25 protein-coding genes are annotated in these 23600 nt (G+C 63.4%); 11 read left to right on the forward strand and 14 right to left on the reverse strand.

The window, feature by feature from the left end:
* Complete coding sequence (gene purD, locus EB233_RS24890) at positions 1 to 1278, reverse strand: phosphoribosylamine--glycine ligase (RefSeq protein ID WP_064989994.1); 1278 nt, start codon at positions 1276 to 1278, stop codon at positions 1 to 3.
* Between the two features lie 154 nt (positions 1279 to 1432).
* Positions 1433 to 2254: a phytanoyl-CoA dioxygenase family protein gene (locus EB233_RS24895; protein WP_064990004.1), complete on the reverse strand. Its 822-nt coding sequence runs from the start codon at positions 2252 to 2254 to the stop codon at positions 1433 to 1435.
* 89 nt (positions 2255 to 2343) lie between these two features.
* Here EB233_RS24895 and EB233_RS24900 point away from each other — a divergent pair, with 89 nt between their 5' ends.
* A complete protein-coding gene (locus EB233_RS24900; protein ID WP_064989995.1) occupies positions 2344 to 3255 on the forward strand; it encodes a LysR family transcriptional regulator in 912 nt (303 codons plus the stop codon).
* A gap of 68 nt (positions 3256 to 3323) precedes the next feature.
* Positions 3324 to 4307, forward strand: coding sequence for a 4-hydroxybenzoate octaprenyltransferase (ubiA, locus tag EB233_RS24905; RefSeq protein WP_064989996.1), 984 nt, complete (start codon positions 3324 to 3326; stop codon positions 4305 to 4307).
* Positions 4308 to 4533: 226 nt separating this feature from the next.
* On the opposite strand, the gene EB233_RS24910 is transcribed toward ubiA, so the two are convergent.
* The 4 genes from EB233_RS24910 to EB233_RS24925 all read right to left on the reverse strand — a co-directional run bounded on the left by EB233_RS24910 (position 4534) and on the right by EB233_RS24925 (position 9017).
* Positions 4534 to 5724 (reverse strand): integrase core domain-containing protein, encoded by a 1191-nt coding sequence (locus tag EB233_RS24910; RefSeq protein WP_064990865.1) that lies wholly within the window; start codon positions 5722 to 5724, stop codon positions 4534 to 4536.
* A 127-nt stretch (positions 5725 to 5851) separates the two neighbouring features.
* Positions 5852 to 6418 (reverse strand): DUF6101 family protein, encoded by a 567-nt coding sequence (locus EB233_RS24915; RefSeq protein WP_064989501.1) that lies wholly within the window; start codon positions 6416 to 6418, stop codon positions 5852 to 5854.
* Between the two features lie 184 nt (positions 6419 to 6602).
* Positions 6603 to 8033 carry an FAD-binding oxidoreductase gene (locus EB233_RS24920; RefSeq protein WP_064989500.1) on the reverse strand — a complete coding sequence of 477 codons (1431 nt, stop codon included), beginning with the start codon at positions 8031 to 8033 and terminating at the stop codon, positions 6603 to 6605.
* Between the two features lie 9 nt (positions 8034 to 8042).
* A complete protein-coding gene (locus tag EB233_RS24925) occupies positions 8043 to 9017 on the reverse strand; it encodes an L-threonylcarbamoyladenylate synthase (protein WP_064989499.1) in 975 nt (324 codons plus the stop codon).
* A 179-nt stretch (positions 9018 to 9196) separates the two neighbouring features.
* Here EB233_RS24925 and EB233_RS24930 point away from each other — a divergent pair, with 179 nt between their 5' ends.
* Positions 9197 to 9658, forward strand: a complete 462-nt coding sequence (locus tag EB233_RS24930; protein WP_064989517.1) for a hypothetical protein — start codon at positions 9197 to 9199, stop codon at positions 9656 to 9658.
* Between the two features lie 180 nt (positions 9659 to 9838).
* Complete coding sequence (locus tag EB233_RS24935) at positions 9839 to 10228, forward strand: hypothetical protein (protein WP_027055721.1); 390 nt, start codon at positions 9839 to 9841, stop codon at positions 10226 to 10228.
* Between the two features lie 79 nt (positions 10229 to 10307).
* Here the strand turns inward: EB233_RS24935 and EB233_RS24940 are convergent, their stop codons facing one another.
* Complete coding sequence (locus tag EB233_RS24940) at positions 10308 to 10595, reverse strand: ATPase (RefSeq protein WP_064989498.1); 288 nt, start codon at positions 10593 to 10595, stop codon at positions 10308 to 10310.
* A gap of 110 nt (positions 10596 to 10705) precedes the next feature.
* Complete coding sequence (glyS, locus tag EB233_RS24945; RefSeq protein ID WP_064989497.1) at positions 10706 to 13084, reverse strand: glycine--tRNA ligase subunit beta; 2379 nt, start codon at positions 13082 to 13084, stop codon at positions 10706 to 10708.
* 225 nt (positions 13085 to 13309) lie between these two features.
* Here glyS and EB233_RS24950 point away from each other — a divergent pair, with 225 nt between their 5' ends.
* Positions 13310 to 13486 carry a hypothetical protein gene (locus tag EB233_RS24950; protein WP_167335252.1) on the forward strand — a complete coding sequence of 59 codons (177 nt, stop codon included), beginning with the start codon at positions 13310 to 13312 and terminating at the stop codon, positions 13484 to 13486.
* 62 nt (positions 13487 to 13548) lie between these two features.
* On the opposite strand, the gene EB233_RS24955 is transcribed toward EB233_RS24950, so the two are convergent.
* Entirely contained in the window at positions 13549 to 14493 is a 945-nt protein-coding gene (locus EB233_RS24955; protein WP_064989496.1) for a glycine--tRNA ligase subunit alpha, read from the reverse strand.
* Positions 14494 to 14692: 199 nt separating this feature from the next.
* On the opposite strand from EB233_RS24955, the gene EB233_RS24960 reads away from it, so the two are divergent.
* Positions 14693 to 15154 carry a GNAT family N-acetyltransferase gene (locus EB233_RS24960; RefSeq protein WP_064989495.1) on the forward strand — a complete coding sequence of 154 codons (462 nt, stop codon included), beginning with the start codon at positions 14693 to 14695 and terminating at the stop codon, positions 15152 to 15154.
* A gap of 93 nt (positions 15155 to 15247) precedes the next feature.
* Here EB233_RS24960 and EB233_RS24965 read toward each other — a convergent pair whose 3' ends face one another.
* From EB233_RS24965 to EB233_RS24985, 5 genes are all read right to left on the reverse strand, one after another.
* Complete coding sequence (locus tag EB233_RS24965; RefSeq protein ID WP_064989494.1) at positions 15248 to 17023, reverse strand: tetratricopeptide repeat protein; 1776 nt, start codon at positions 17021 to 17023, stop codon at positions 15248 to 15250.
* A 192-nt stretch (positions 17024 to 17215) separates the two neighbouring features.
* Positions 17216 to 17641 carry a DUF1284 domain-containing protein gene (locus EB233_RS24970; protein ID WP_064989493.1) on the reverse strand — a complete coding sequence of 142 codons (426 nt, stop codon included), beginning with the start codon at positions 17639 to 17641 and terminating at the stop codon, positions 17216 to 17218.
* 5 nt (positions 17642 to 17646) lie between these two features.
* Positions 17647 to 18231, reverse strand: a complete 585-nt coding sequence (locus EB233_RS24975) for a biotin transporter BioY (RefSeq protein WP_064989492.1) — start codon at positions 18229 to 18231, stop codon at positions 17647 to 17649.
* Positions 18232 to 18403: 172 nt separating this feature from the next.
* Positions 18404 to 19072 carry a GntR family transcriptional regulator gene (locus EB233_RS24980; protein WP_064989491.1) on the reverse strand — a complete coding sequence of 223 codons (669 nt, stop codon included), beginning with the start codon at positions 19070 to 19072 and terminating at the stop codon, positions 18404 to 18406.
* Between the two features lie 108 nt (positions 19073 to 19180).
* Positions 19181 to 20197, reverse strand: a complete 1017-nt coding sequence (locus tag EB233_RS24985; RefSeq protein ID WP_019856937.1) for a polyprenyl synthetase family protein — start codon at positions 20195 to 20197, stop codon at positions 19181 to 19183.
* Positions 20198 to 20397: 200 nt separating this feature from the next.
* Between EB233_RS24985 and EB233_RS24990 the strand changes: the two genes are divergently transcribed.
* The 5 genes from EB233_RS24990 (at position 20398) to EB233_RS25010 (ending at position 23599) form a co-directional block, all read left to right on the forward strand.
* On the forward strand, positions 20398 to 20622 hold the full coding sequence (locus EB233_RS24990) for a putative signal transducing protein (protein ID WP_027055731.1): 225 nt from the start codon (positions 20398 to 20400) through the stop codon (positions 20620 to 20622).
* Positions 20622 to 21419: a tRNA1(Val) (adenine(37)-N6)-methyltransferase gene (locus EB233_RS24995; protein WP_064989490.1), complete on the forward strand. Its 798-nt coding sequence runs from the start codon at positions 20622 to 20624 to the stop codon at positions 21417 to 21419. The genes EB233_RS24990 and EB233_RS24995 overlap by 1 nt, the downstream gene beginning before the upstream one ends.
* 79 nt (positions 21420 to 21498) lie before the next feature.
* On the forward strand, positions 21499 to 22359 hold the full coding sequence (locus EB233_RS25000; protein ID WP_064989516.1) for a S49 family peptidase: 861 nt from the start codon (positions 21499 to 21501) through the stop codon (positions 22357 to 22359).
* Positions 22360 to 22499: 140 nt separating this feature from the next.
* Positions 22500 to 22685 carry a membrane protein gene (locus EB233_RS25005; protein ID WP_027055734.1) on the forward strand — a complete coding sequence of 62 codons (186 nt, stop codon included), beginning with the start codon at positions 22500 to 22502 and terminating at the stop codon, positions 22683 to 22685.
* A 5-nt stretch (positions 22686 to 22690) separates the two neighbouring features.
* Positions 22691 to 23599, forward strand: a complete 909-nt coding sequence (locus EB233_RS25010) for a 4-(cytidine 5'-diphospho)-2-C-methyl-D-erythritol kinase (RefSeq protein WP_064989489.1) — start codon at positions 22691 to 22693, stop codon at positions 23597 to 23599.
* Position 23600: the final 1 nt, after the last annotated feature.

The raw sequence follows: 23600 nt of genomic DNA on the forward strand, positions 1-23600 counted from the left end.
CTACCTCGCCCGCTCGCGCGCCACGGCCTGCCAGCCGATGTCGCGTCGGCAGAAGCCATCCGGCCAATCAATCCGGTCGAGCGCGGCATAGGCTCGCGCCTGCGCCTCGCCGACGGTGGCTCCGGTCGCCGTGACATTGAGGACGCGGCCACCATTGGCAACCAACGCACCGCCGTTGATGGCGGTACCGGCATGGAATATCTGGACGCCTTCGCCCGCCGCGCCTTCGACGCCGCGAATGACCGAACCTTTTTCCGGCGTACCGGGATAACCCCTCGCCGCCATCACCACGGTGAGAGCCGCCTCGTCGCGCCAGCGTATGGAAGTGTGCGCCAGCTGACCGTCCACGGCGGCGTTGAGCAGGACCAGAAGATCGTCCTTGAGCCGCATCATCAGCACTTGGCATTCCGGATCGCCGAAACGGGTGTTGTATTCGATCAGCTTCGGCCCCTTGTCGGTGATCATCAATCCGGCGAAGAGAATGCCAGCGAAGGGCGCGCCTGATGCAGCCATGCCGCGCATGGTCGGCTCGATGATCTCGCGCATGGTGCGCTCGGCCATGTCCGGCGTCATCACAGGGGCCGGTGAATAGGCGCCCATGCCGCCAGTGTTTGGGCCGGTGTCGCCGTCGCCGACGCGCTTGTGGTCCTGCGCAGTGCCGAAGGGAAGCGCCGTGGTGCCATCGCAGAGGCAGAAGAAGCTCGCTTCCTCGCCGGTCATGAATTCCTCGATCACCACCTCCGCGCCTGCAGCGCCGAAGGAACCCTCAAAGCAGGCATCGATCGCCGCCCGTGCCTCGTCCAGCGTCATGGCAACGGTGACGCCCTTACCGGCCGCGAGTCCGTCGGCCTTGATGACGATCGGCGCGCCAGTCTTTTCGACATAGGCCTTGGCGGAGGCCAGATCGCCGAAACGGCCATAGGCGGCGGTCGGGATATCGTACCGGGCGCAGAGGTCCTTGGTGAAGCCCTTCGAACCCTCCAGCCGCGCGGCGGCCTTGGAAGGTCCGAAGACGCGGATGTTTTCGGCGCGCAGATCGTCCGCGATGCCGGCGACCAGCGGCCCTTCCGGACCGACCACGACGAGGTCGATTTTTTTCTCACGGCAGAAGGCCGTGACGGAAGCATGATCGGCGATATCGAGCTTCACCAGTTCGGCCTCGCCGCCGATGCCCGGATTGCCGGGGGCCGCGTAGAGCTTCGTCAATAGCGGCGAGGCGGCGATCTTCCAGGCAAGCGCATGCTCGCGGCCGCCGGAGCCTAGAAGAAGAACGTTCATGGCCACCTCTTGATGCAAACCTTGGAGAGAACCCGCTATTGCGCTCCGGGCGACGGGTCAAGGCATCAGGGTGTTTTGATCGGTTTTGCGCACGGGAACGTTATCCCCTGCCGAATATGGGCGCCGAATTCCGGCGCTCATATTCGGGCCCGCTTCAGCTCGGAAAAACGACCGGGAACCAGTCCTCGCGCAATTTCTGACCCGGCTGCATGCCATGGCCATGATAGGGCGGCGAGGTGCGGCCCGGCCGCTCGACATAATGGGCATCGTCGCCCACCCAGCGCAGCGACAACGCACGGCGCCGTGCCGCGGTCAAATTGCCGCGCGCGCCATGCGCGGTGCGGAAGTCGAACAGGATGGCGTCGCCCGGCTCCATCTCCCATTCAAGCACCTTCATCGACGGGTCTTTGTCGGGATCCGGCACCGGCAGATAATCGCCCTCGCCGGCATAAAAATTGCTGTCGTCGAGCCAGCGCACCGGCAGGATCATCTTGTCCCATTTGTGCGAGCCGGCGATCAGGCGCAGCGTCGCCTCCTTCACCGGATCGATGGGAATCCAGAAGCTCACCGTCTGCCGGCCGTCGACGAAGTAGTAGGGAATGTCCTGATGCCAGGGCGTTGGCTTCTGCGTGCCGGGTTCCTTGACCAGGACGTGATCGTGGAAGAACTGAGCGGTGCGCGACTGCATCACCGCTGCCGCCAGCTGCGCGGCCGGCGATTCGCGCACGACGCTGACGAATTCGGGAATGCGCTCCCAGTTGCAGTAGTCGTCGAAGAAGCTGCCGCGGCCGTTGGCGATATCGGACGCGGTGGCGCTGCGATTTTGCATGTTGCGCTCGATGCCGGCGGCAATCACATCGACCCAGCCCTTGAAGGCGCCGCGGATGCAGACCGCGCCGTCACGCTGGTAGTCGGCGATTGTGTCCGCGTCGATGATATCGGTGTCGATTGTACGGGCGGCGACTTGGAAAGCCATGATGTCCTCCTTCAGGATCGAGGCGACTATCGCAACCCGCATTCATTCAGTAAAATAATAACTTCTCATCTGACACATAGACCTGGACTATGAGCCTCACCCTTACCCAGTTGCGTTATCTGGTTGCCGTCGCCCGCCACGGCAGCGTCACCGGCGCGGCCAGGACGCTGAACATTTCGCAGCCCTCGATTTCGGTGGCGATTGACACGATCGAAAAGGATTTCGGCCAAAAACTGTTCGTGCGCCAGCGCGGCAGCGGCGTGTCGCTCACGTCCTTCGGCCGTGTCGTGGTGGCCAAGGCAAAGCAGGTTCTTGCCGAGACGGATGAACTCATGAACCTCGCTTCGGGCAATTCAGCTGTCGGCGGCGAGCTGGTGCTTGGATGTTTCGAGGATCTGGCGCCCTATTTCGCGCCGGGTCTCATCCGCGCCTTCTCCGAACGCCATCCAGAAGTCGACGTTATCGTTCGCGACGAAACGTTCGAGACGCTTGGTCGGCGTCTGGCGGACGCCGCCATCGACCTCGGCCTCAGTTACGATCTCGGCCTGCCCTCGCATTTCGCCCGCGTCCTGCTGCACGAGCTTAAGCCGCACGCGCTGCTGCCGGCAGGCCATGCGCTCGCCGATCGCCCCGAGGTCAGCATGGCGGACCTCGCCGCTTATCCGCTGATCACGACGGACCAGCCGCAGAGCTGGCAGCATATGCTCGACCTGTTTCGCGGCCGCGGCCTCTCGCCGGTCGCCGACAGGGCGACAAGTTCGTTCGAACTCCAGCGCAGCATGGTGGCGAACGGCTTTGGCGTCGCCGTCAGCTACACAAGGCCAAGCGGCGACCGCAGCTATGACGGGCTGCCGTTGATCTGCAAGCCGCTGTCGGATCCGCTGCCGATGCAGCGCATCATCCTCACCTACGACACGCATCAACGGGTGACGAACGCGGCGCTTGCCTTCGTCGAGACCGCAAAGTCCTGGTTTTCCACGCGCGACATCTTCACCGCCTGACGGGTTGGCGGCAGTTCCTCATCCGCTTGCCGCTTGACGGTTTCGACCGCTGCTGCCACTCCATGGCAATGGAACCGATCCAGTCGAAAGCCGCCCAGGGCCGTGTCGCCGATGCGCCGAACGGCCATTGGGTCTACCGCGTCCTGCCGCGTGCGATCTGGCCCTACGCGCAGCTGGCGCGGTGGGACAGGCCGATCGGCTGGCAATTGCTTCTGTGGCCGTGCTGGTGGTCGGCGGCGCTCGCCGCCAGCGCCTATCCCCGCCCCGGCGACCCGCTGCTGTCGCTGCTGCCGGCGCCATGGTATCTCGTGCTGTTCCTGGTCGGCGCGATCGCCATGCGCGGCGCCGGCTGCACCTACAACGACATCGTCGACGAGGACATCGACAACCAGGTCGAACGGACCCGGTCGCGCCCGCTGCCGTCGGGCCAGGCGACGCGCCGGCGCGCCTGGCTGTTTCTCATCCTGCAGGCGCTGGTCGGCCTTGCCGTGCTCCTGCAGTTCAACAGCTTCGCCATCCTGCTCGGCGTCTGTTCGCTGGCGATCGTCGCCATATACCCATTCATGAAGCGGATAACCAACTGGCCGCAACTGTTTCTCGGCCTTGCTTTTTCCTGGGGCGCGCTGATGGGATGGGCGGTCGAGTTCGGCGATCTCGATGGCCCCGCCATCATGCTCTATATCGGCTCGATCCTGTGGGTGATCGGCTACGACACGATCTACGCGCATCAGGACAAGGAAGACGATGCCATTGTCGGCGTGCGCTCGACGGCACGATTGTTCGGCGACAACACCAAGTCGTGGCTGGTCGGGCTTTACGGCGGCACGCTGATCTGCTTTGCCATCGCCTTTGCCTCGGCTCAGGCGCCGGTGGTGGCGCTGGCAGGATTGATCGCCGCCGGCGCCCATATGGCCCGGCAGATCGCGGTCCTGGACATCAATGATCCGGACCAATGCCTGCGATTGTTCCGGTCGAACAACCAGGTCGGCTGGCTGATCTTCCTCGGCCTGATCGGCGGCGCATTGTGGGTGGCGCTGAAGCCGCTGGTGTAGGCTCCCTTCTCCCCGTCCCTATACGGGGAGAAGGTGGCGGCAGCCGGATGAGGGGCAGCGCCGACCTTGGAGGCGGGCTGAAATCCACTACACTGATGCCACGCGGATTCGCTTTTTTGAGGTGCTTAGTAGTTAGAGGCCAGCGCCGCCCCTCATTGTCCTGCCGGTGTCCAGCCGATAGATGGGTACCAGTTTGAACCGGATACATGGGTAACAGTTCTCCCCCTTATGATGGGTTCGCCGCCGCGCCAGGCGGTTTGGTTGGTGTGGCGCTTCGGCGAACCAGTTTCATGTGCTTGTGGTCGATGAAGCCGAGCGGATGGGCATAGAAGCGCATCGCCCATTCGCCGTTCTCAGTCTCTTCGATGGCAATCGGCTCGCCTGCCAGCGTGGCCGAGACGTAGATTTCGGCGCCCTGCCATTTGACGGCGCCGTTCTGGCGCACGCTGCGCACCGCCGCCTCGGCCGGATAATCCGGCTCGGGGGGCTTCCTGGGCATGGGACGGGTTGAGGGACAATAATGCTGTGATGGGGTGCCCATGCCAAGCGCCTCGTGCGGGCGCTCTTCATTGTAGCTGCGCCGGAAGGCCTCGAAGGCCTGGGCTTGAGCCGCCCTGTCGGCCTCCGGTGCCTTGGCCATCGGCAGCATGGTCAAATGGAAACGCTCATGGCGCCCGTTCTGCTGCGGCTTGCCCGGTTGGATGCGCTCAAGGGCGATGCCGAGCTTGATGAAGCGCGCCGCAAGCGGCGTCAGCCCGGCGACGCCGGCCGACGCAAATGGCGAGCCATTGTCGCTTCTGAACCGATCCGGCAGGCCGTTCTCCTCAAACAACCGCTCAAACACAGGCCAGGCTTCTTCATCCGCCGTCGAGCTTGTTGCCTCGAGCCCCAATAGGTAGCGGCTCGACACATCCATCACCGTCAGCGGTTCGCAACGCCATCCGTCGCGGGTCCGGAACCAACCCTTGTGGTCCCCGGTCCACACCGCGTTCGGCTCCGAAGCTTCCGGCCATGGCCCATTGCCTGCCGCCTTCCAGCGTTTGCGCCTACGCCCCACAAGTCCATGCCGCCTCAGAATCTCACCGGCCGTCGAGACCGCAGGCCAGCCGCAGCAGGGCTCCGCTCGCTTGAGCCTGGCCATGATCTTCTTGGGCCCCCACAGCGGGTGGATCTCCTTCATAGCCACGATCCGCCCCACCAAATCCTCGGCCGTCGCCCGGCCGTGATTGAGCGGCGCTCGCGGCCGATCGTGCAAACCTTCCGGACCAAACTCCCGATAACGCCCTAGCCATTTGTAGCCGCTCTTGCGCGAGATGCCGTAGGCCGCACACAGCTGCGTCATCGTCTCCTCGCCAGAAAGGCAGTCCACAACAAACCGGAGCCGCTCATCCATGATGCCAGTCTCTCGCCAAACCATCGCCGGTCCTCCCGGCGGACAAGAAAACTGTCACCCATCTAATCAGTCCATTCTGTTACCTATCTATCCGGTTCGGACACCGGACATTTCTCCCCGTATAGTGACGGGGAGAAATGACGCGCACGGCCTAGTCTCTCGAAATGATCTCTTCGCCGCCGATGACCAGCCTGAGACCGAGGTTGCCGGCCCTGCGGCGGGCGAGGAAGCGCGGACGGCGCGTGTTCGAAACGCGGCCCTTGCGGCGATCCTGTGGCGGCAGCGTCTTGATGGCGGCGCCGAGCGATTCTTCCAGGGTACGGGCGACGCCATCCGATTCGATCAACAGCATCGGCAGACGGTAGGCATCGGCCCAGGCGCGCCAGTCGGCCGCCACATCGTCGAGATCGTCGGCCACCAGAAGCGGCACCGACAGCATCGGATCGTTGTGCAGGAGTTCGAGGGTCACCGTGACATTGCCGTCCGGATCCTCCATCGCGCGGGCGGCGACGCCGCGGAACGCATTGGCGGGCAGAGCGATGATCGCCGGCACGCCGCTCATCTCGAGCAGGCGGCGGATCACGGCGCCACGATGGTCGATGGTGAAGGTCACGTCGCCATAGTCGTCGCGCGTGGCGTAGCTGACCATCTGGGGCAGTCGGAATGGGTCGAGGCGCATGTTGCGTCCCGCCCAGACTGGCTTCAGTCCGGTGTTCATAGAGTGCCTTCCTGTCTGTCTCCTGAGAGCCGGTGTCCGGTTCTCTCCGGGCCAGTTTTCCCGGCCTCGTTATGGGGAAACAGTAGCGCGGGCTCCTTACCGCCGCGCTTAAGAAAGTCGGTTAAATTTTGCTGATCTCAGGGATGGTTATCGGAATGCCACCGACCACAAGATGTTGAAAGGATCAGATAACCTTACCGGGATTCATGATGCCGGCCGGATCGAAAGCGGTCTTCACCCGGCGCATCAGTTCTATGGCCATCGGCGGGGCGGTGGCGATCAATTCGTCGCGCTTCAACTGGCCGATGCCGTGCTCGGCCGAGATCGAACCGTGGAAGGACCGCACGACGTCGTGCACGGCCTTGTTCATGGGATGGTAGAGGGTGAGAAACGCCTCGTCGTCGCCATCGACGGGCCGCGAAATGTTGTAGTGGAGATTGCCGTCGCCCATGTGGCCGAAGCAGACCACGCGGGCGCCGGCACTGACCGACGCCACCACGCCGGCCGCCTCTTCGATGAAACGCGGGATCGATGCGATCGGCACCGAAATGTCGTGCTTGATCGAAGCGCCCTCCGGCTTCTGGCATTCGGGCAGCGTCTCGCGGAAATTCCAGAAGGCGTCGCCTTGGGCAAGGCTTGCCGCGATCACAGCGTCGCCAACGATGCCTTGCTCGAGACCGTCCGTCAGCACCTCCTCGATCAGCGCCCGGCCGTCATCTTCCGAGCGGCCGGAGGAAACCTGCATCAGGACATACCAGGGCCAGTCGTCGGCCAGCGGCCGCACGACACCTTGACCATGCTTGAGCGTGAAATCGTACGGTCTCTTGCCGATCAGTTCGAAGGCGGTGAGCGAAGCGCCGGCGCGGTCGATGGCAAGGCTGAACAGCGACAATGCCGCCTCGGGCGACGACAGGCCAACGAATGCGACCTCGCGCCCCTTCGGCTTCGGGAACAGTTTCAGCACGGCGGCGGTGATGATGCCGAGCGTGCCTTCGGCGCCGACGAACAGGTCCTTCAAATCGTAGCCGGTGTTGTCCTTCTTCAGCTTGTGCAGATCGTCGAAGACCTCGCCCGTCGGCAGCACCACTTCGACGCCGAGGCAGAGTTCGCGCGCATTGCCATAGGCCAGCACGCCGGTGCCGCCGGCATTCGAGGAAAGGTTGCCGCCGATCTGGCAGGAGCCTTGCGCGGCGAGCGACAGCGGAAACAGGCGGTCGGCGGCGTCGGCCGCTTCCTGCAGCGTCTGCAGGATGACGCCGGCCTCCACTGTGACCGTGTTGGACAGGACATCGATCTCGCGGATGCGGTTCAGCCGCGACAGCGACAGGATGATCTCGCGTCCGGATCTGTCCGGCACCTGGGCGCCGACCAGGCCGGTGTTGCCGCTTTGCGGCACGATCGGCGTTCCCGTCTCGGTCGCCAGCCGCATGATCTGGGAGACCTCGTCGACGCTGCCCGGCCGCAGCACTAGCGATGTCGCACCATGCCAGAGCCCGCGCCGCTCGTTGAGGTAAGGCGCGATGTCCTGCTCGTCGCGTAGCGCGTATTTGTCGCTGACGATCGCCGCGAAGCGGTCGATGAGAGCGGGGTCGAGTTTCGCTGAAATTTCGGTCATGTGGGGAAACTATGGTGTGGGCTGTATGTTGTCACGAGGGGCTGCGGCCCGCGAGAGCCGGTCGTTGATGGCTTCGCCGAGCCCGTCGAAGGGAATCGTCTCGACGGCGATGGTGCGTGCGCCGCTGCGATCGAGTTCCTGCATGTAGGCGAAGAGATTGCTCGCCGCTTCGCGCAGATCGCCGGATACGGACAGATTTAGGGAGGCGACAGCACGACGCCAGCCTTCGGCCCGTCGATCGCCGAAAGCAAGCAACGCCTCACCCTCTTCAACATTTCCGGCATTGAGCCGAACAGCCGCGCCCGGCGCGTAATGCGAGGCGAGCATGCCCGGCGCCTCGATGCCGGCTTTATGGCCGCGCAACAGTTCCGCGCCGACGACCGCTTCGATGTCTTCGGCGGCAACACCACCCGGGCGCAGCAGTCGCAACCTCTCTCCTTCGGCCTTGACGATGGTCGATTCGAGCCCGACCGGCGTCGCGCCACCGTCGACCACCAGCCTGATGCTGTCGCCAAGGTCCGCCATCACCGCCTGCGCCGTCGTCGCGCTGATCTTGCCGGACGAATTGGCGCTGGGCGCGGCAAGCGGCCTGCCGAGTTTTGCGATGAGATCGCCGCCAAAGCCCCTCGGCATGCGCAAGGCGATCGTGTCGAGCCCAGCCGTGACCAGCGGATGGATACCGTTGCCAGGCCGTTGCGGCAGCACCAGCGTCAGCGGGCCCGGCCAGAACGCCTGCGCCAGTTTCCGCGACAGCGGATCGAACACAGCGATGCGCTCGGCCATCGCCATATCGGCCACATGGGCGATCAATGGGTTGAAGCGCGGCCGCCCCTTGGCCTCGAAGATACGCGCCACGCCGATACCGTTGGTGGCGTCACCGGCAAGCCCGTAGACGGTCTCGGTCGGGATGGCGACGACATCGCCGCCCTGAAGCAAAGCCAGCGCCCGCTCCAACGCTTCGCCGACGGCAAGTATCTCAGCCACTCTCGTCACCTCGCAGATGCTGGCTGCGTAGTACGATGTCGGCTGTTGGGCAAGCCGGCTGTTGGCCGGAGAGGGCCTTGGCGATTTATCAATTCCTAAAATGCTACATTCCCGCGAAAGCCGGCATCAATTCCGGGCTGCTATATGAGCAGCTTCTGGGCAAAGGGGAGCAGGTCATCGTGTCTGTGCGTATCTTGCTGGGTATCGTCACCCTGGCGGCGTTGAGCGGTGGAGTTCAGGCCTCCTCACTGGTCTTTCCCGACGCGCCGGCCAAGACGCCCTCGATTCTTGCACTGAAGGCAGCCGAGACCAGGGCAAGCGATGTGGTGTCCGTCGTTGCGCTCGGCGAGCCCGATGTCACCTATGAGCCCGATGTCACCGATGAGAAGGTGGCGGCGATCCCCAGCGCGCCCGAGGCACGGCACGGCTTCATGCGAGGCCCGATGATCATTCGCGGTGGTGTCGTCGGCGGCGATTTCACGCCACCGACACAAGCCAAGGCCCCGGCCGCGACCACCGCCGCTGCTCCTGCGCCGGCCCAGACGACGGCATCGGCGGCTCCAGCACCGGCCACGCAAAAGAAGCGGGCCGCACCGGCAGCCGCATCGCCCCCCGCTCCCGGGGTCGGCAAGGTCAAGTAGCGGCCAACGATTGTTGGGCTGGCAGATCGTTGACAGCTTGACGGCGCCCTGCGCACCATTGCCGCGCGAGCTCGTCCCGTCATATCTGGCCAGTCGAGGCCGCCGCCTGAATTTGGTCAAGCGATTCAGGCAAAGGGGCGGCTGGCAGACGGACTTCGCCGTCAAAAAGGGGGGTTGATCATGAGACTATCCAAGACCGTTACGGTGGCCGGGCTTCTGCTGGCGTCGCTGCTTGGCGCCAGTTCGGCGCAAGCCGATGCCATGCTGGGATCCTATGTCGCGCGCATTTCCCATCGCGACCATCAGGCAAGCGACGGCTATGCGCTGGACAGCGCCGCGCAGATGGTGCGGCAGGACCGCGCCAACTGGCACAAATTCCATCGCCGCGACAGCGACGATCAGGGTGATGGTTGGTTCAGGACCAACGACCAGCGCGCCGACCTGCAGCGCATGCTGGAGCGCCCCGGCGCGATGAGTTCCTCGACCAAGCGCGCCATCGTCAATGGCGAGCCGCTGATCCAGGTCGACGTCTACGAAAACAGCGTGCGCGTCAGCATCCTGGAGAACTGATCCGGGCAATCTGGGCCCAAAAAAAGAGAGGACGACGCTGATGCGCCGCCCTCTCTTTCGACAGAGTCAGGTTGAACTCTCAGGCCGCTTCGTCCTTGTCGTCGTCTTCTTCGGACTCGCCGTCTTCGGATTCTTCTTCGTCCTCGGCGTCATCGCCTTCGGCCTTCATGTCGGCGTCGTCTTCATCGGATTCTTCGCCGTCTTCGTCGTCGCCTTCTTCCTCGTCACCGTCCTCGGCGTCAGAATGATCGGCGGCCTCGACAGCCGTGGCAGCGGCATGATTGAGGGTGGTTTCGGAAGCGGATTCAAGCGCCTCGGCCTGGCCTGAGGTTTCTTCAGTCACTTCGATTTCGTGATCGGAATTCATGGAAGCCTCCGTTGGGTTGGGGAACATGTCCCTTTTGCCACGGAGAGATCATCGTCATATGACTGTAAGCCGGCTCGAACGGTCGGCTCGAAGATATTTTTGGTGGCTTCTCAACCAGCGATTTTCGAGAAATCCGCGACCTGACCGGTGGCTGCGCGGATGCGCGTGAGAAGCGCCAGACGGTTGGCACGCACCGCCAGGTCCTCATCATTCACTAGAACACCTTCGAAGAATGAATCAACGGGTTCGCGCAACGCGCTAAGCGCCAGCATGGCGGCGGAAAAGTCTTCGTTTTGAATCGCTTCGCCGGCTTGCTTCTCGGCCTGATTCACCGCCGCAAACAGCGATTTCTCAGCATTTTCCCTGAACAAAGCCGGCTCAACGGTGTCGGCGATCGCCGTTTTCTTCTTTTCCTCGGCGGCCAGGATGTTGGCCGCGCGCTTGGTGCCGGCGAGCAGGTTCTTGCCGTCCTCGGTGTCGAGGAAGGAGCCCAGTGCTTCGACGCGGCGCACGATCTGCAAAAGGTCATCCGACTGCGGCGTGATAACCGAGTCGATGAGATCATGCCGCGCGCCCTGATCACGCAGATAGACCTTGAGGCGGTCGTGGAAGAACGAGAGAAGGTCGGCGATGAACGGCGACAACGAGGCCGTCAGCTCCATCAGGCGCTGGCCGTCGAAGAACTCTCGCTCCTGATCGGCCGAGCCAAAAGTCTCTGCACTTGCCTTCGCCAACCCGCCTTTCAACAAGTTCGAAATCAGGCCCGCTTCCGACAACAGTCGGCTGGTCCCCTTGTATTCGCGAATCCGGGCATCGAGCGTCGCGACCACGCCACGGCTTTCTGCCCCTTCGCCTTTCTGTTCATACACGGCAAGGGCGGAAGAGACTGAAGCAGCAATGGCAATGGCCAACGAGAGCTTCAGCTTGTTCTCCAGAATGATCCTCACCACGCCAAGCGCCGCCCTTCGCAGCGCGTAGGGATCCTTCGACCCCGTCGGCTTTTCATCGATCGCCCAGAAGCCGACCAGTGTGTCGAGCTTGTCGGCGAGCGCCACCGCAACCGACACCGGATCGCTCGGTACGTAATCGGAGGGGCCTTGCGGCTTGTAGTGTTCCTCGACGGCAGCGGCCACGGACCGGTGCTCGCCCTGGAGCAGCGCGTATTTGCGGCCCATGGCGCCCTGCAATTCGGGAAACTCTCCGACCACTTCGGTGGTCAGATCGGCTTTGGCGAGGACGGCAGCGCGAGCAGCCAGCATCCGATCTGCTCCGACGGTCGGCGCCAGTTCTTCGGCTAGTTCTTTGATCCGCTCCACCCGCTCGCCTTGCGTGCCGAGCTTGGCGTGGAACGTCACATTGAGATGATCGAGCCGGGCCATGCGCTGGTCGAGCGGCTTCTTCAGATCGAGTTCGAATTTTTTCGCCGATGTCTCGAGTTCAGCAAGATCAGGCAAATCGCCCTGGTCGGTCGTCCAGAAATAGAGCGCGTCGGAGAGACGGGCGCGCACCACTTTGCCGTTGCCGTGGGCGATCTCCTTGCCGCCATCCCTGGGCTCGATGTTGGCGGTGAGGATGAAGCGGTTGGACAACGCCTCGCCTTCGCCTTGCGGGCGCGTGACAAAGCACTTCTGGTTGGCGCGGATGGTCAGCCGGATCACTTTGGCCGGAATGCCAAGGAACGCCTGCTCGAACTCGCCCATCAGCACGACGGGCCATTCGACCAGCCCGGAGACTTCCTCCAGCAAGCCTTCATCCTCGACCAGGTCGAGCCCGTTGGCGAAGGCAAGGTTGCGGGCGTCGGCAAGGATGATCTCCTTGCGCCGGTCGGCGTCGAGCACGACCTTCGCCGCCTCCAGCTTCGAGACGTAGTCGTCGAAGCGGCGGACGATGATTTCGCCGGGCGCCAGGAAACGGTGGCCATAGGTAACGTTGCCGGAGCGGATGCCGTCGATCTCGAAATCGACCACGACCGGCTCCTCGGTCTCCGGCCCGAAAGTGCACAGGATCGATTGCAGCGGCCGCACCCAGCGCAGCGACCCCGGCTTGGCCGAGGCCGGCCCCCAGCGCATGGATTTCGGCCAGGGGAAATTGCGGATGATGCCAGGCACCAGCTCGGCGATGATCTCCTCGGCCGCCCTGCCCGGCTTCGAAATGTGGGCGACATAGAAATCGCCCTTTTTCGGGTCGGAATGGATATGCGCCTCGGCGACCGAGGACAGCCCGGCCTTGCGCAGGAACCCCTGGACCGCCTGTTCAGGCGCCGATGTCGACGGCCCCTTGATGTCCTCGTGAATATCCTTCGAACGGGCGGTGAGGCCACGGATATCAAGCGTCAGACGCCGCGGCGTCCAATACTCGCGCGCTGCCTCATAGGTCAGACCCGACTCGACCAGACCGTCGGTCAGCATCTTCTTCAGGTCGCCCGCCGCCTTGCGCTGCATGCGCGCGGGGATTTCCTCGGAACGTAGTTCTAGAAGCAGGTCGGGCATAGGGTCAGCTCATGCGGGAGAGTGGTCCGCGCGGGGCATAGCAACTCGGCTGGCCGCTGTCACCCTTTCCGCGCGACGATCGCCGACTTCGGCTGATTTCCAGAAATTGTGGCCGCCCTGTCGGGCAGCGATGATCCGGCCCGTCCTTGGATCAAAGATTTCCATGAACCGAACGCAGCACTGAAGCCACACACGCTCAGGCAGGAAACTATTGGCTGAACGATCATGAAAACGGCATCCAGACTTCTGCAGATCGTCGCGCTCAGCGCCTGCTTCACCGCGCAGGTGCACGGCGCCTTCTCGATGCCGGGCGTGCGGCAGGCGCTGCGGACGATGGCTGGCCCGAGTGGCCAGATCCTGTCGCCGATCAGCGCTTCCCTCGAAATGACGAAGGGGACCTGAGGCAGAGCTTTGTTTGGACGCAAGCCCGTGGGAAAACCGCTTCGCACTTTTCCTGGAATTGCTCAGGCCGCCAATCCACCCGCCTGCGTCTTCAAAAACGCCTCGCCGCAGGCTTTCGCCAGATTGCGCACCCGCAGGATGTAGCTCTGCCGCTCGGTGACCGAGATCACGCCGCGCGCGTCGAGCAGGTTGAAGACATGGCTGGCCTTGATGCACTGGTCGTAGGCCGGGAAGACCATCTTGTGCATCGGCAGATTGTCGTTCGATGCCGGCGCACCGGCCTCGAGCAGTGCCTTGCACTCGGCCTCGGCGTCCTCGAAATGCCTGAGCAGCATCGCCGTGTTGGCGTATTCGAAGTTGTGGCGCGAATATTCCTGTTCGGCCTGCAGGAAAACGTCGCCATAGGTCACCTTGTCAGCGCCCTCACGGCCGTTGAAGTTGAGGTCGTAGACATTGTCGACGCCCTGCACATACATGGCCAACCGCTCCAGCCCATAGGTCAGTTCGCCGGCCACCGGCGCGCATTCGATGCCGCAGACCTGCTGGAAATAGGTGAACTGCGAGACCTCCATGCCGTCGCACCAGCACTCCCAGCCCAGCCCCCAGGCGCCGAGCGTCGGGCTTTCCCAGTCGTCCTCGACAAAGCGGATGTCATGTAGCAACGGGTCCACGCCGATCGCCGCCAGCGAGCCGAGATAAAGCTCCTGCAGGTTCGGCGGGTTCGGCTTCAGGATCACCTGGTACTGGTAGTAATGCTGCAGCCGGTTCGGGTTTTCGCCATAGCGCCCATCCTTGGGACGGCGCGAAGGCTGGACATAGGCGGCGTTCCAGCGCCTTGGCCCGAGCGCGCGCAGCGTCGTTGCCGGATGAAACGTGCCGGCGCCGACCTCCATGTCGTAGGGCTGCAGGATGACGCAACCATAGGCCGCCCAGTAATTGTGCAAGGTCAGGATCAGCCCCTGGAACGAGCGGCTGGGGTGCATGTGGGCGGGGATTTCAATCGTCACGGTGGCCTCGACAGCAAAGGCTAGCTTGCCGGCCCGTCCTAGAGACACGGCGTCGAAGCGTCAAGCAAGGCGCGTCGGATGCGGAGCAATCATGGCTGTGCTGCGCGATGTTGAAGGTTCGCCGAAGACTGGCCCATTGCCCGCCTCGAGAGGTTGCGGTCATTTCGATCTCTCTACAACCCGACGCACAGGTTCAGCCGTGTCCAGTTCCATCATCGTCCGTTCCGTCACACGCCAGGATTTCGACCGATGGTTGCCACTATGGGACGGCTACAACGCATTTTATGGTCGCTCAGGCGACACGGCACTGCCAAGCGAGATCACCACCATGACATGGTCGCGCTTCTTCGATGCCTATGAGCCGGTGCATGCGCTGGTAGCCGAAAGCGAGGGACAACTCCTCGGCCTCGTGCATTATCTCTTCCATCGCAGCACCACGGCGATCGCGCCGAACTGTTACTTGCAGGACCTTTTCACCACGCAGGCTTCGCGTGGAAAGGGCATAGGCCGGGCGCTGATCGAGGGCGTCTACGAGCGCGCTCAGGCCGCAGGCTCAGGCCGGGTGTATTGGCTGACGCACGAGACCAATGAGACGGCCATGAAGCTCTATGACAAGATCGGCGAGCGCTCCGGATTTGTCGTCTATCGAAAGCTGTTCTAACCCAGTTTTCGGCGCATCGGCGGGCGTTGGACGGCGGTTCAAAACGGAAACGGGGCTCCGAGAGCCCCGTTCGCATCATTACGATGAGCTTGCTCACCCCTTCGGAGCGGGCACCGGCTCGGGCTTGACCTTCGGGGTTTCCTGCGCCGTGTTGGACTCGATCGGCGGCAGACCCTTCATCAGCTTCTGCTGCAAAGTGGCGAGCACATCGGGATCGGGCTTCAGGTCGCGAGCCTGGTTCCATTGGAAGGTGGCTTCCAGCTTGCGGCCGACGCGCCAGTAGGCGTCGCCGAGATGATCGTTGAGAACCGGATCTTCCGGCTTCAGCGATACGGCGCGCTCCATCTCACGCACCGCGTCGTCGAACCTGCCGAGGCGGAAATAGGCCCAACCCAGCGAATCGACGATGTAACCGTCGCTCGGCCTGAGATCTACGGCCTTCTGGATCATCGCCAGGCCTTCCTTCAGGTTGGTGTTCATGTCGACCCAGGAATAGCCGAGATAGTTCAGCACCTGCGGCTGATCGGGTTGCAGTTCCAACGCCCTGCGGAAATTCGGCTCGGCCTTCGGCCATTCCTTCAGGCGCTCGTAGGCGATGCCGCGCTGGTAGAATATGTTCCAGTTGGAGGCGGTCGGCGTCTTCAGCACCTCGACGGCCTTGTCGTAGAGGGTAGCGGCCGAGCGGAAATCGTCCTTCGAGGAATAGACCCCGCCGAGCGCCAGATAGGCGCGCATGTCGTTGGGATGGGCCTCGACGAAGGCCTTCAGATGGGTGATCGCCTCGTCATGGCGGTCGAGATCGGCAAGGTTGAGGCCAAGCTGCAGGTCCGAAAGCTCCTTCAGCGGCGAAGAATCGGGGATGCGCCGATAGAGCGCGATGGCGCCCTCGCCGTCCTTCAACTGCTCGGCGACGGCAGCAAGCTGCACGAGAGCCGCGTCGCTGTCAGGCCGCAGGGCCAAGGCATATTGCAGATAAAGGCGAACGAACGGCTCGCCGCCGCCACGGTTGAGCGCGGTGGCGAGATCGAGCAGAATTTCGGAAGCGCCGTCGGACGGGCCGGAGACGAAGGGCGCAATCTTGTCGCCCTTGGCGATCCGGTCGCGCAAGGCGACGATTTCCAGCTTGCCCGGCGAAAATGCCTCGGCCTGGTCAAGCACCGAGACGGCCTTGTCCTTTTCACCCTTGCGCGCCAGGAACGAGGCATAGGCCTGCGCATTGCGCATCCAGGTTTCAGGCGCGGCACCGCCTGCGGTGGTATCCTGCATCGTCGCGGCGTAGATCGCCTCGGCCTTTTCGGGCATGCCGGAGGCATCGGCGATCAGAGCGCGGTGGAAGGACTTGAACAGGCCGAACCAGTCCGGCCCCTGCAACTTGTCGATGGAAGCCATTGCATCGGCGGCCTCACCGGCGCCTTGTTGCGCCCAGCCGGACATGACGCCGGAGATGAGCCGGTCGAGGTCGGATTCCATCGACAGCTTGAGCCAGTACTGCGCCTTGGTGAAATCCTTCTTGTGGAAGGAATCGACCGCCAGGGCCAGACGCGAGAAGCGCTCGACATCGGGCACTTGCTTGAGCTTGTCGGCATAGACGAGGGATTCGTCGAAGCGGCCTTGTGCGATCAGCGACAACATCAGGCTCTGCTGCAAGCCAGTGTCACTCGGATCGAAGGCCAGGGCTTGCTTGTAGTAGGCGATGGCGCTGTCGAGGTCGTTGTCGCCTTCGGCGATACGGGCGGCCAGATAGGCACCCGAGAACGACGAGATCTTGACTGGTTCGGTGGATTGCTTGGCATAGGCCGGCAAAGCCGAGATCGCCATGCCCGTCACAATTGCCAGCCTTGTCAGCCAGCGCGCACGTCCTTGCTGCATCGTATCCCTTTCAGCCACGCGTGATCTCCGCGTCAGCGGGATCGACGTAGACTCGATCTTTCCGGGCAAAGCATGGCCTTTTTGGGGTCGCGCTTCAATCCGCCTGAAATTCACAATCGGGTCACCCGATTAACAAACTATGGCGACGCACAACACTATCGGTTCGGCACAATAGCAGATCGTGTCTGGGAACTACAGAGTTGGGACCCTGACATCGCGATACCCGCCTGCCGCCACGGTGGTGCACAGGCTTGCCCACTCGCAACCCTGGCAAGCTTCGCGCGTCACGCCGGCCGAAAAGGCCGCGCGCAGGCCGGCGAGCATTGCCGCGTCGAGGCTCAAGCGGGCGCCGGCCCGGATCGGCCGGCCCAGCAATTTGCCGACATCGCGGGCCGCAAGCTCGTCGCGGGCGGCCGCACTGTCGCGACGGCAGTGCGGATCCACCTCGCTTAGCAGCGGCTGGCAGATATCGTCGGGGCCGAGGACGATCAGGATATCCTCGCCCCGGCCAAGACGTTTCGCGATCACGTCATAATTCGCGACGAAGGCTGCGCTGTAGCCCTTGCCGACATAAGTCAGCAGGCAAAGCAGATGGTGAGAGCGCAGCCTGACGGTCATGCCGATTATGACGCTTTATTGGCCGAACCCGCCTTGTTGCCGGAAATCAGCTTCAGCGTCGCCGCACCGAGCGCCGACTTGAGCACGCCGCCGACGATGAACGGCAAAAAGCCGGAAACGATCGCCTCCTTGGCGCCGATGATGGCAGCGAGCCAAGCCGTGCCGATCACCAGGCAAAGCAGGTTGCCGAGCAGCATGGCGAGGAACGCAAGGCCAACCCGGTTGCCGTTCCAGCCACCTTCGGCAAGCCAGCCGACCAGAGCGCCGACAATGGGAAACGACAGGAGATAGCCGCCGGTGTAGAACCAGGAGGCCCCACTGGCCAGCACCGGGAGGCCCACCCAGCCTTCGGCCAACCAGGCGACGATTGTGAGCGCGCCAAGCCGCCAGCCATAGAGCGCACCGATCAGCGTCACGGCGAAGGTCTGCATGGTCACCGGCACAGGCACCATCGGCACTTCGATGTGAGACGAGAGCGCCAGGAGCATCGTGCCGAGAACGACGGCAACGCCCTGCCATGCGTAAGAGCGGTCCTGCAGGCGCAGCGGGCTGAAGGCAGGCTTGGGAGACGAAAGGGTGATATCGGTCACGGCGGTTTCCCTGGTTGGTTTGAAATTATAGATAATTTCTAGGTTCGATCTATTATCGAATCCATATTTATCGCGCGATGGCAAGGCCTCGCATCGGAAACGCCGTCCCTAAGCCGAGCGAAATGCGGAGATGCGCCAACGAAATTGCGAAAGCTCGCCGATCTGCGACCTTCTACCCGACGATGGCAAAAGCTTCGCGCACCCCGCCGGACGCGGTCTTGACCGGCTTGCGGCCGATCCACTGGACATGACGCCCCAGCGTCGCGGCGGCCGATTCGGTGTTTCCCTGCCGCAAGGCGGTCAGGATCGCACGATGGTCCTGATCGGTGCGCGCCTCCCATTCCGAGCGCCACGCCGCGAACAGGAAGCGGGCGCTGGCCGCATGCAGGTCATCAATGGTGGCGAGCAGGCGCGGCATGCCGCAAGGCGCCAGGATCAAGCGATGAAAGGCGCGGTTGGCTTCTTCCCAGGACCTGACGTCGCGGGACTTGTCGCCGGCCTTGGTCGCTTCCTCGGCGCGATCGAGAATGGCTGATGTCAGATGCGGCGCGGCATGGCGAAGCGCCAGCACTTCAAGGGCGGCCCGCATTTCGGCGACTTCCTTGACCTCACCGAGATCGAAAGCCGCGACGCGCACGCCGCGGCGCGGCTCGCTGACGGCCAGGCCTTGCGCCTCCAAACGGCGGAAGGCCTCACGCACCGGCACGTGGCTGGTGTGGAACTCCTCGGCGACATGATCCTGCCGCAGCCGCGCCCCAGGCTCGATCGCGCCCGAGATGATGCGGTCCGCCAGCGCCTTGCTGATGCGCACCGCGATGGTGTCGTCCGTGCCCTTTGCCATGTTTTATAGATAATTTGCGGCAAGGCAGCTTGTCGAGACGACGTGCCCATATTCACAGATTTCCTCCCTCCAGAACGAACCGGAGAGAGTTCCGCGAAAGACAGCCGTTCAGTTCACCCGGCTGATGCAGAAATCGATGACGTCGATCAAAGCCGATTTCTGCGGCGTTTCCTCCAGCGGCGCCAGCGCATCGCGGGCGATTTCGCCGAAATGGCGGGCGCGCCCGATCGTGTCGGCAATGGCGCCGTGGCGGGTCATCAAGCCGATCGCTTTTTCGAGGCCCGCGTCGTCGACGACATTGTCTTCGATGGCGCGCTTCCAGAAGGTGCGCTCGGCCTTGGTGCCGCGCCGGTAGGCGAGGATGACCGGCAATGTCACCTTGCCCTCGCGGAAATCGTCGCCGACATTCTTGCCCAGATCCTTGCTGGTGCCGCCATAGTCCAGCGCATCGTCGATGAGCTGGAAGGCAAGACCGAGATTCATGCCGTAGGAGCGCAGGGCGGCGCGATCGTTGCGGGTCGCCTGGGCGATGACCGGTCCAACTTCGGCGGCAGCCGAAAACAGCGCCGCGGTCTTGGCCTTGATGACCGCGAAATGCTCGTCCTCGGTGGTTTCGAGGTTCTTGGCGGCGGCAAGCTGCATGACCTCGCCCTCGGCGATGATCGAGGCAGCGCTCGACAGGATGTCGAGCGCTTCCAGCGAGCCGACATCGACCATCATGCGGAAGGCCTGGCCAAGCAGGAAGTCGCCGACCAGCACACTCGCCTGGTTGCCCCAGATCATGCGGGCGGTCTTCTTGCCGCGGCGCATGCCGCTCTCGTCGACGACGTCGTCATGGAGCAGCGTCGCCGTATGCATGAATTCGACCGAGGTGGCGAGCTTGACGTGCCCTTCGCCGGCATAGCCGAACATCTGCGCGGCGGCGAGCGTCAGCATTGGCCGCAGCCGTTTGCCGCCGGACGATATCAGATGATTGGCGACTTCCGGGATCATCTCGACATCGGAGCCGGCCTTGGACAGAATCAATTCGTTGACGCGCCCCATATCGGCCGCCGTCAGATCGATGAGATCCTTGATGGAGGCGGGTTCCCGCTTCCCGTTTTCGATGTTGAGAACGACACCCACGAAATCACTCCCGTCTTGGTATAACGCGTGCGACGGCACCCTTAGTCCCAATATGAACTCTATGGCGGCGGACACGGCCACGGCAAGTGGCGAATTGGCGCGGCGTGGTGACAGCCTGTTAACGATCGCGGTGGGAACAGGCCCTGCCACGGAACTCCCCGCCCGTTTACATCAATGGCGCAAACTGCGAGTTTCATACGATGATAGAGCTTGTCCGCACCAACGATGCCGTGATCATCTCCTTTGTCGAGTCGCTGATGCGCGACGCCGGCATCGCCTGCTTTGTCGCCGATCAGAATATGAGCATTCTCGAAGGGTCGATCGGTCTTTTGCAAAAGCGCGTCATGATCGACGCCGACCAGGCCGATGCGGCGCGGCGTATCCTGAAAGATGCCGGCATCGAAAACGAAATCCGCCAGAAGTAATGGCTGAAGCCGCCGCCCTTGCCCCGGACACGCCGGCCCACACGGTCGACGCCTTCCATCGAGGCCGATTCTGGCTGGTACAGCCCAAGCATGGCGGACATCGTGCCGGGATGGACGCGATGATGCTGGCGGCATCGGTGCCATCCTCGTTTGACGGACGCCTCGCCGATTTCGGCGCCGGAGCGGGAGCTGCCGGCCTGGCGGTGCTGTCGCGCTGCCCGGCCGCCAAGGCCGTGCTCGTCGAACGCGCGCCGGAAATGGCGGCCTTTGCCGCGGCCACCCTTGCCCATCCCGGCAATGCCCATCTCAGCGATCGTGCATCGGTGCTTGTCGCCGATGTCGCGGTTTCGGGCCGGGCCAGAGGAGCTGCCGGTCTGGCCGACAATGACTTCGACTACGTCATCATGAATCCGCCCTTCAACGCCGCCCGGGACCGCGCCACGCCTGACCGGCTGCGAAAAGAGGCGCATGTCATGGAAAACGGGCTGTTCGAGCGCTGGATCCGCAGTGCGGCGGCGGTGGTCAGGCCGCGCGGCGGGCTTGCCGTCATCGCGCGCCCCGAACAGCTCGGCGCCATTCTCGAAGCGATGTCAGGCCGTTTCGGCGATGCCGAAATGCTCGCCGTGCACCCTCGCCCCGACGCCGCGGCGATCCGCATCATTGTGCGGGCAGCGCTAGGCGCGCGCGGAAAGCTCGCCATCCGCCCGCCGCTGATGCTTCACGCGCAATCGGGCAACGGGCCTGACGAGCGCAGCGAAATGATCACCAACGGCCTCGCCTCGCTGTTTGGAGATTGAGCTATTCCTGGCCGCCGCATTGCCGTTGGCCGGGAAATCCCTACATGCCAGCAACCCATCGACCGGAGACCGCGCCCTCGTGAAACGCCTTTTCAACCGACTGCTGCCGAAATCCTGGCGCTCCACTGTCGTCACCATTCCGGTCATCCGGCTCCAAGGTACGATCATGGCCGGCGGCCAGTTCCGGCAGAATCTGTCGCTGGCCTCCACGGCCGGCCTCATCGAAAAGGCGTTTTCCTTCGATGCGCCGGCAGTCGCCATCTCGATCAATTCGCCCGGCGGGTCGCCGGTGCAGTCGCGGCTGATCTTCAAGCGCATCCGCGACCTGGCGGTTGAAAAGAACAGACAAGTTCTGGTCTTCGTCGAGGACGTCGCGGCCTCGGGCGGCTACATGATCGCGGTTGCCGGCGATGAAATTTTTGCCGATCCGTCCTCGATCGTCGGCTCCATCGGCGTAGTCTCGGCATCGTTCGGCTTTCCGGAGCTGATGAAGAAGATCGGCGTCGAGCGCCGTGTCCACACCGCCGGCCAGAACAAGGCGGTGCTCGATCCGTTCAAGCCCGAGAAGAAGGAGGATATCGAGCGGCTGAAGGCGCTGCAGCTCGAGGTGCACGATACCTTCATCGATCTGGTCAAGGAACGTCGCGGCACGAAGCTGAAGGACGATCCGGACCTGTTCACCGGTTTGTTCTGGACCGGCAAGAGGGGTTTGGAACTCGGCCTCGTCGATGCGCTCGGCGACATGCGCACCGTGCTGAAGACCCGGTTCGGGTCCAAGACCCAGCTGAGATTGGTCTCGGCGCCGCGCGGTTTCCTCAGTCGCTTCGGTCTGTTCGGTTCGAACAAGGGCTTTTCAGCGCCCGATATTGCCGCAGCTGCCGCCAGCGGCGTTATCGATGCGGCGGAAGAGCGCGCATTGTGGGCTCGCTTCGGGCTTTGAAAACTTAGCAGAACCGTCTACCATAAGAGTTTCTAGTCCTATGCATGCCGTTTTCCCAAAACCGGACACAGTTTTGGGCGACATGCATTAACCGACCCGACCGGCCGCCTTCGCCGGCCCAGCGTGGGAGGAGTTTTGGTATGCCGCAGATCATTTTCTTCACCGCCGTCGGCGTCGCCGCCTATTTCGGCTACCGGACCTTCGTGCGCGAAGCCGAGCGGGTGACGGCAAAGGTGCGGCGCACCGAAAAGCAGGCGGCCAACGGCGCGATGGGAACGCTGGTCAAGGATCCAAAGACCGGCGAATACCGGCTGGCCAAGGACTGAGCATCATTTCGCTTACATCAGTTGCGGCGGACACCGACATCGGTTCGCGTATTTGGCATGCGCATGCCAAGATCAATCTGGCGCTGCATGTCACCGGCCGGCGCCCTGACGGTTATCACCTGATCGAAAGCCTGGCGGTGTTCACGCGTTTTGGCGACCGAGTCGAGATCGCGCCTGCGAACAGCGACGATTTCATCGTGTCCGGCCGCTATGCACCGGCGATTCCGGTCGACGCCAGCAATCTGGTGCTCAAGGCGCGCGATGCCTTGCGGCGCGAGGCCGGCTCCGAGCGGACACCGCCCGTCTCCATAAAGCTCGAAAAGAACTTGCCGGTCGCGTCCGGTGTCGGCGGCGGGTCGAGCGATGCGGCGGCCGTATTGCGCGGCCTGGCGCAGACATGGGCCTTGGACATTGACGACGCCGGACTGGCACGGATCGGGCTGTCGCTTGGCGCCGATGTGCCGATGTGCCTGGCGGCAAAGCCGCTGGTGGCGCGCGGCATTGGTGACGAACTGTCGATGGTGCCGGACTTTTCGGCGCTGGGGCTGGTGCTGGTCAATCCAGGCACGCCGGTCTCCACGGCGGATGTCTTCGCGGCACTTTCCCGCCGCGACTACGAACCCCTGCCGCCGCTGCCGCGCAGCATCGATTTTCACAGCCTGCGCAACTGGCTGGAGGCGACCCGCAACGATCTCGAACCGGTGGCGCTGGCGCTGCAGCCCGCCATAGGCAGGGCGCTGTCATGGCTCGATAAGGCCGGATCGGGATTCTCACGCATGTCCGGATCGGGCGCGACCTGTTTCGGCCTATTCGAGACCGGCAATGTCGCCAAGCGCGCGGCGGCAGAGATACGCGGCCGCCAGCCCGACTGGTTCGTCGCGGCGACGCGCAGCATGACATCGGAGGTTGAGTGAG

It is taken from the genome of Mesorhizobium erdmanii, from assembly GCF_013170725.1.
Lineage (GTDB): Bacteria > Pseudomonadota > Alphaproteobacteria > Rhizobiales > Rhizobiaceae > Mesorhizobium > Mesorhizobium erdmanii.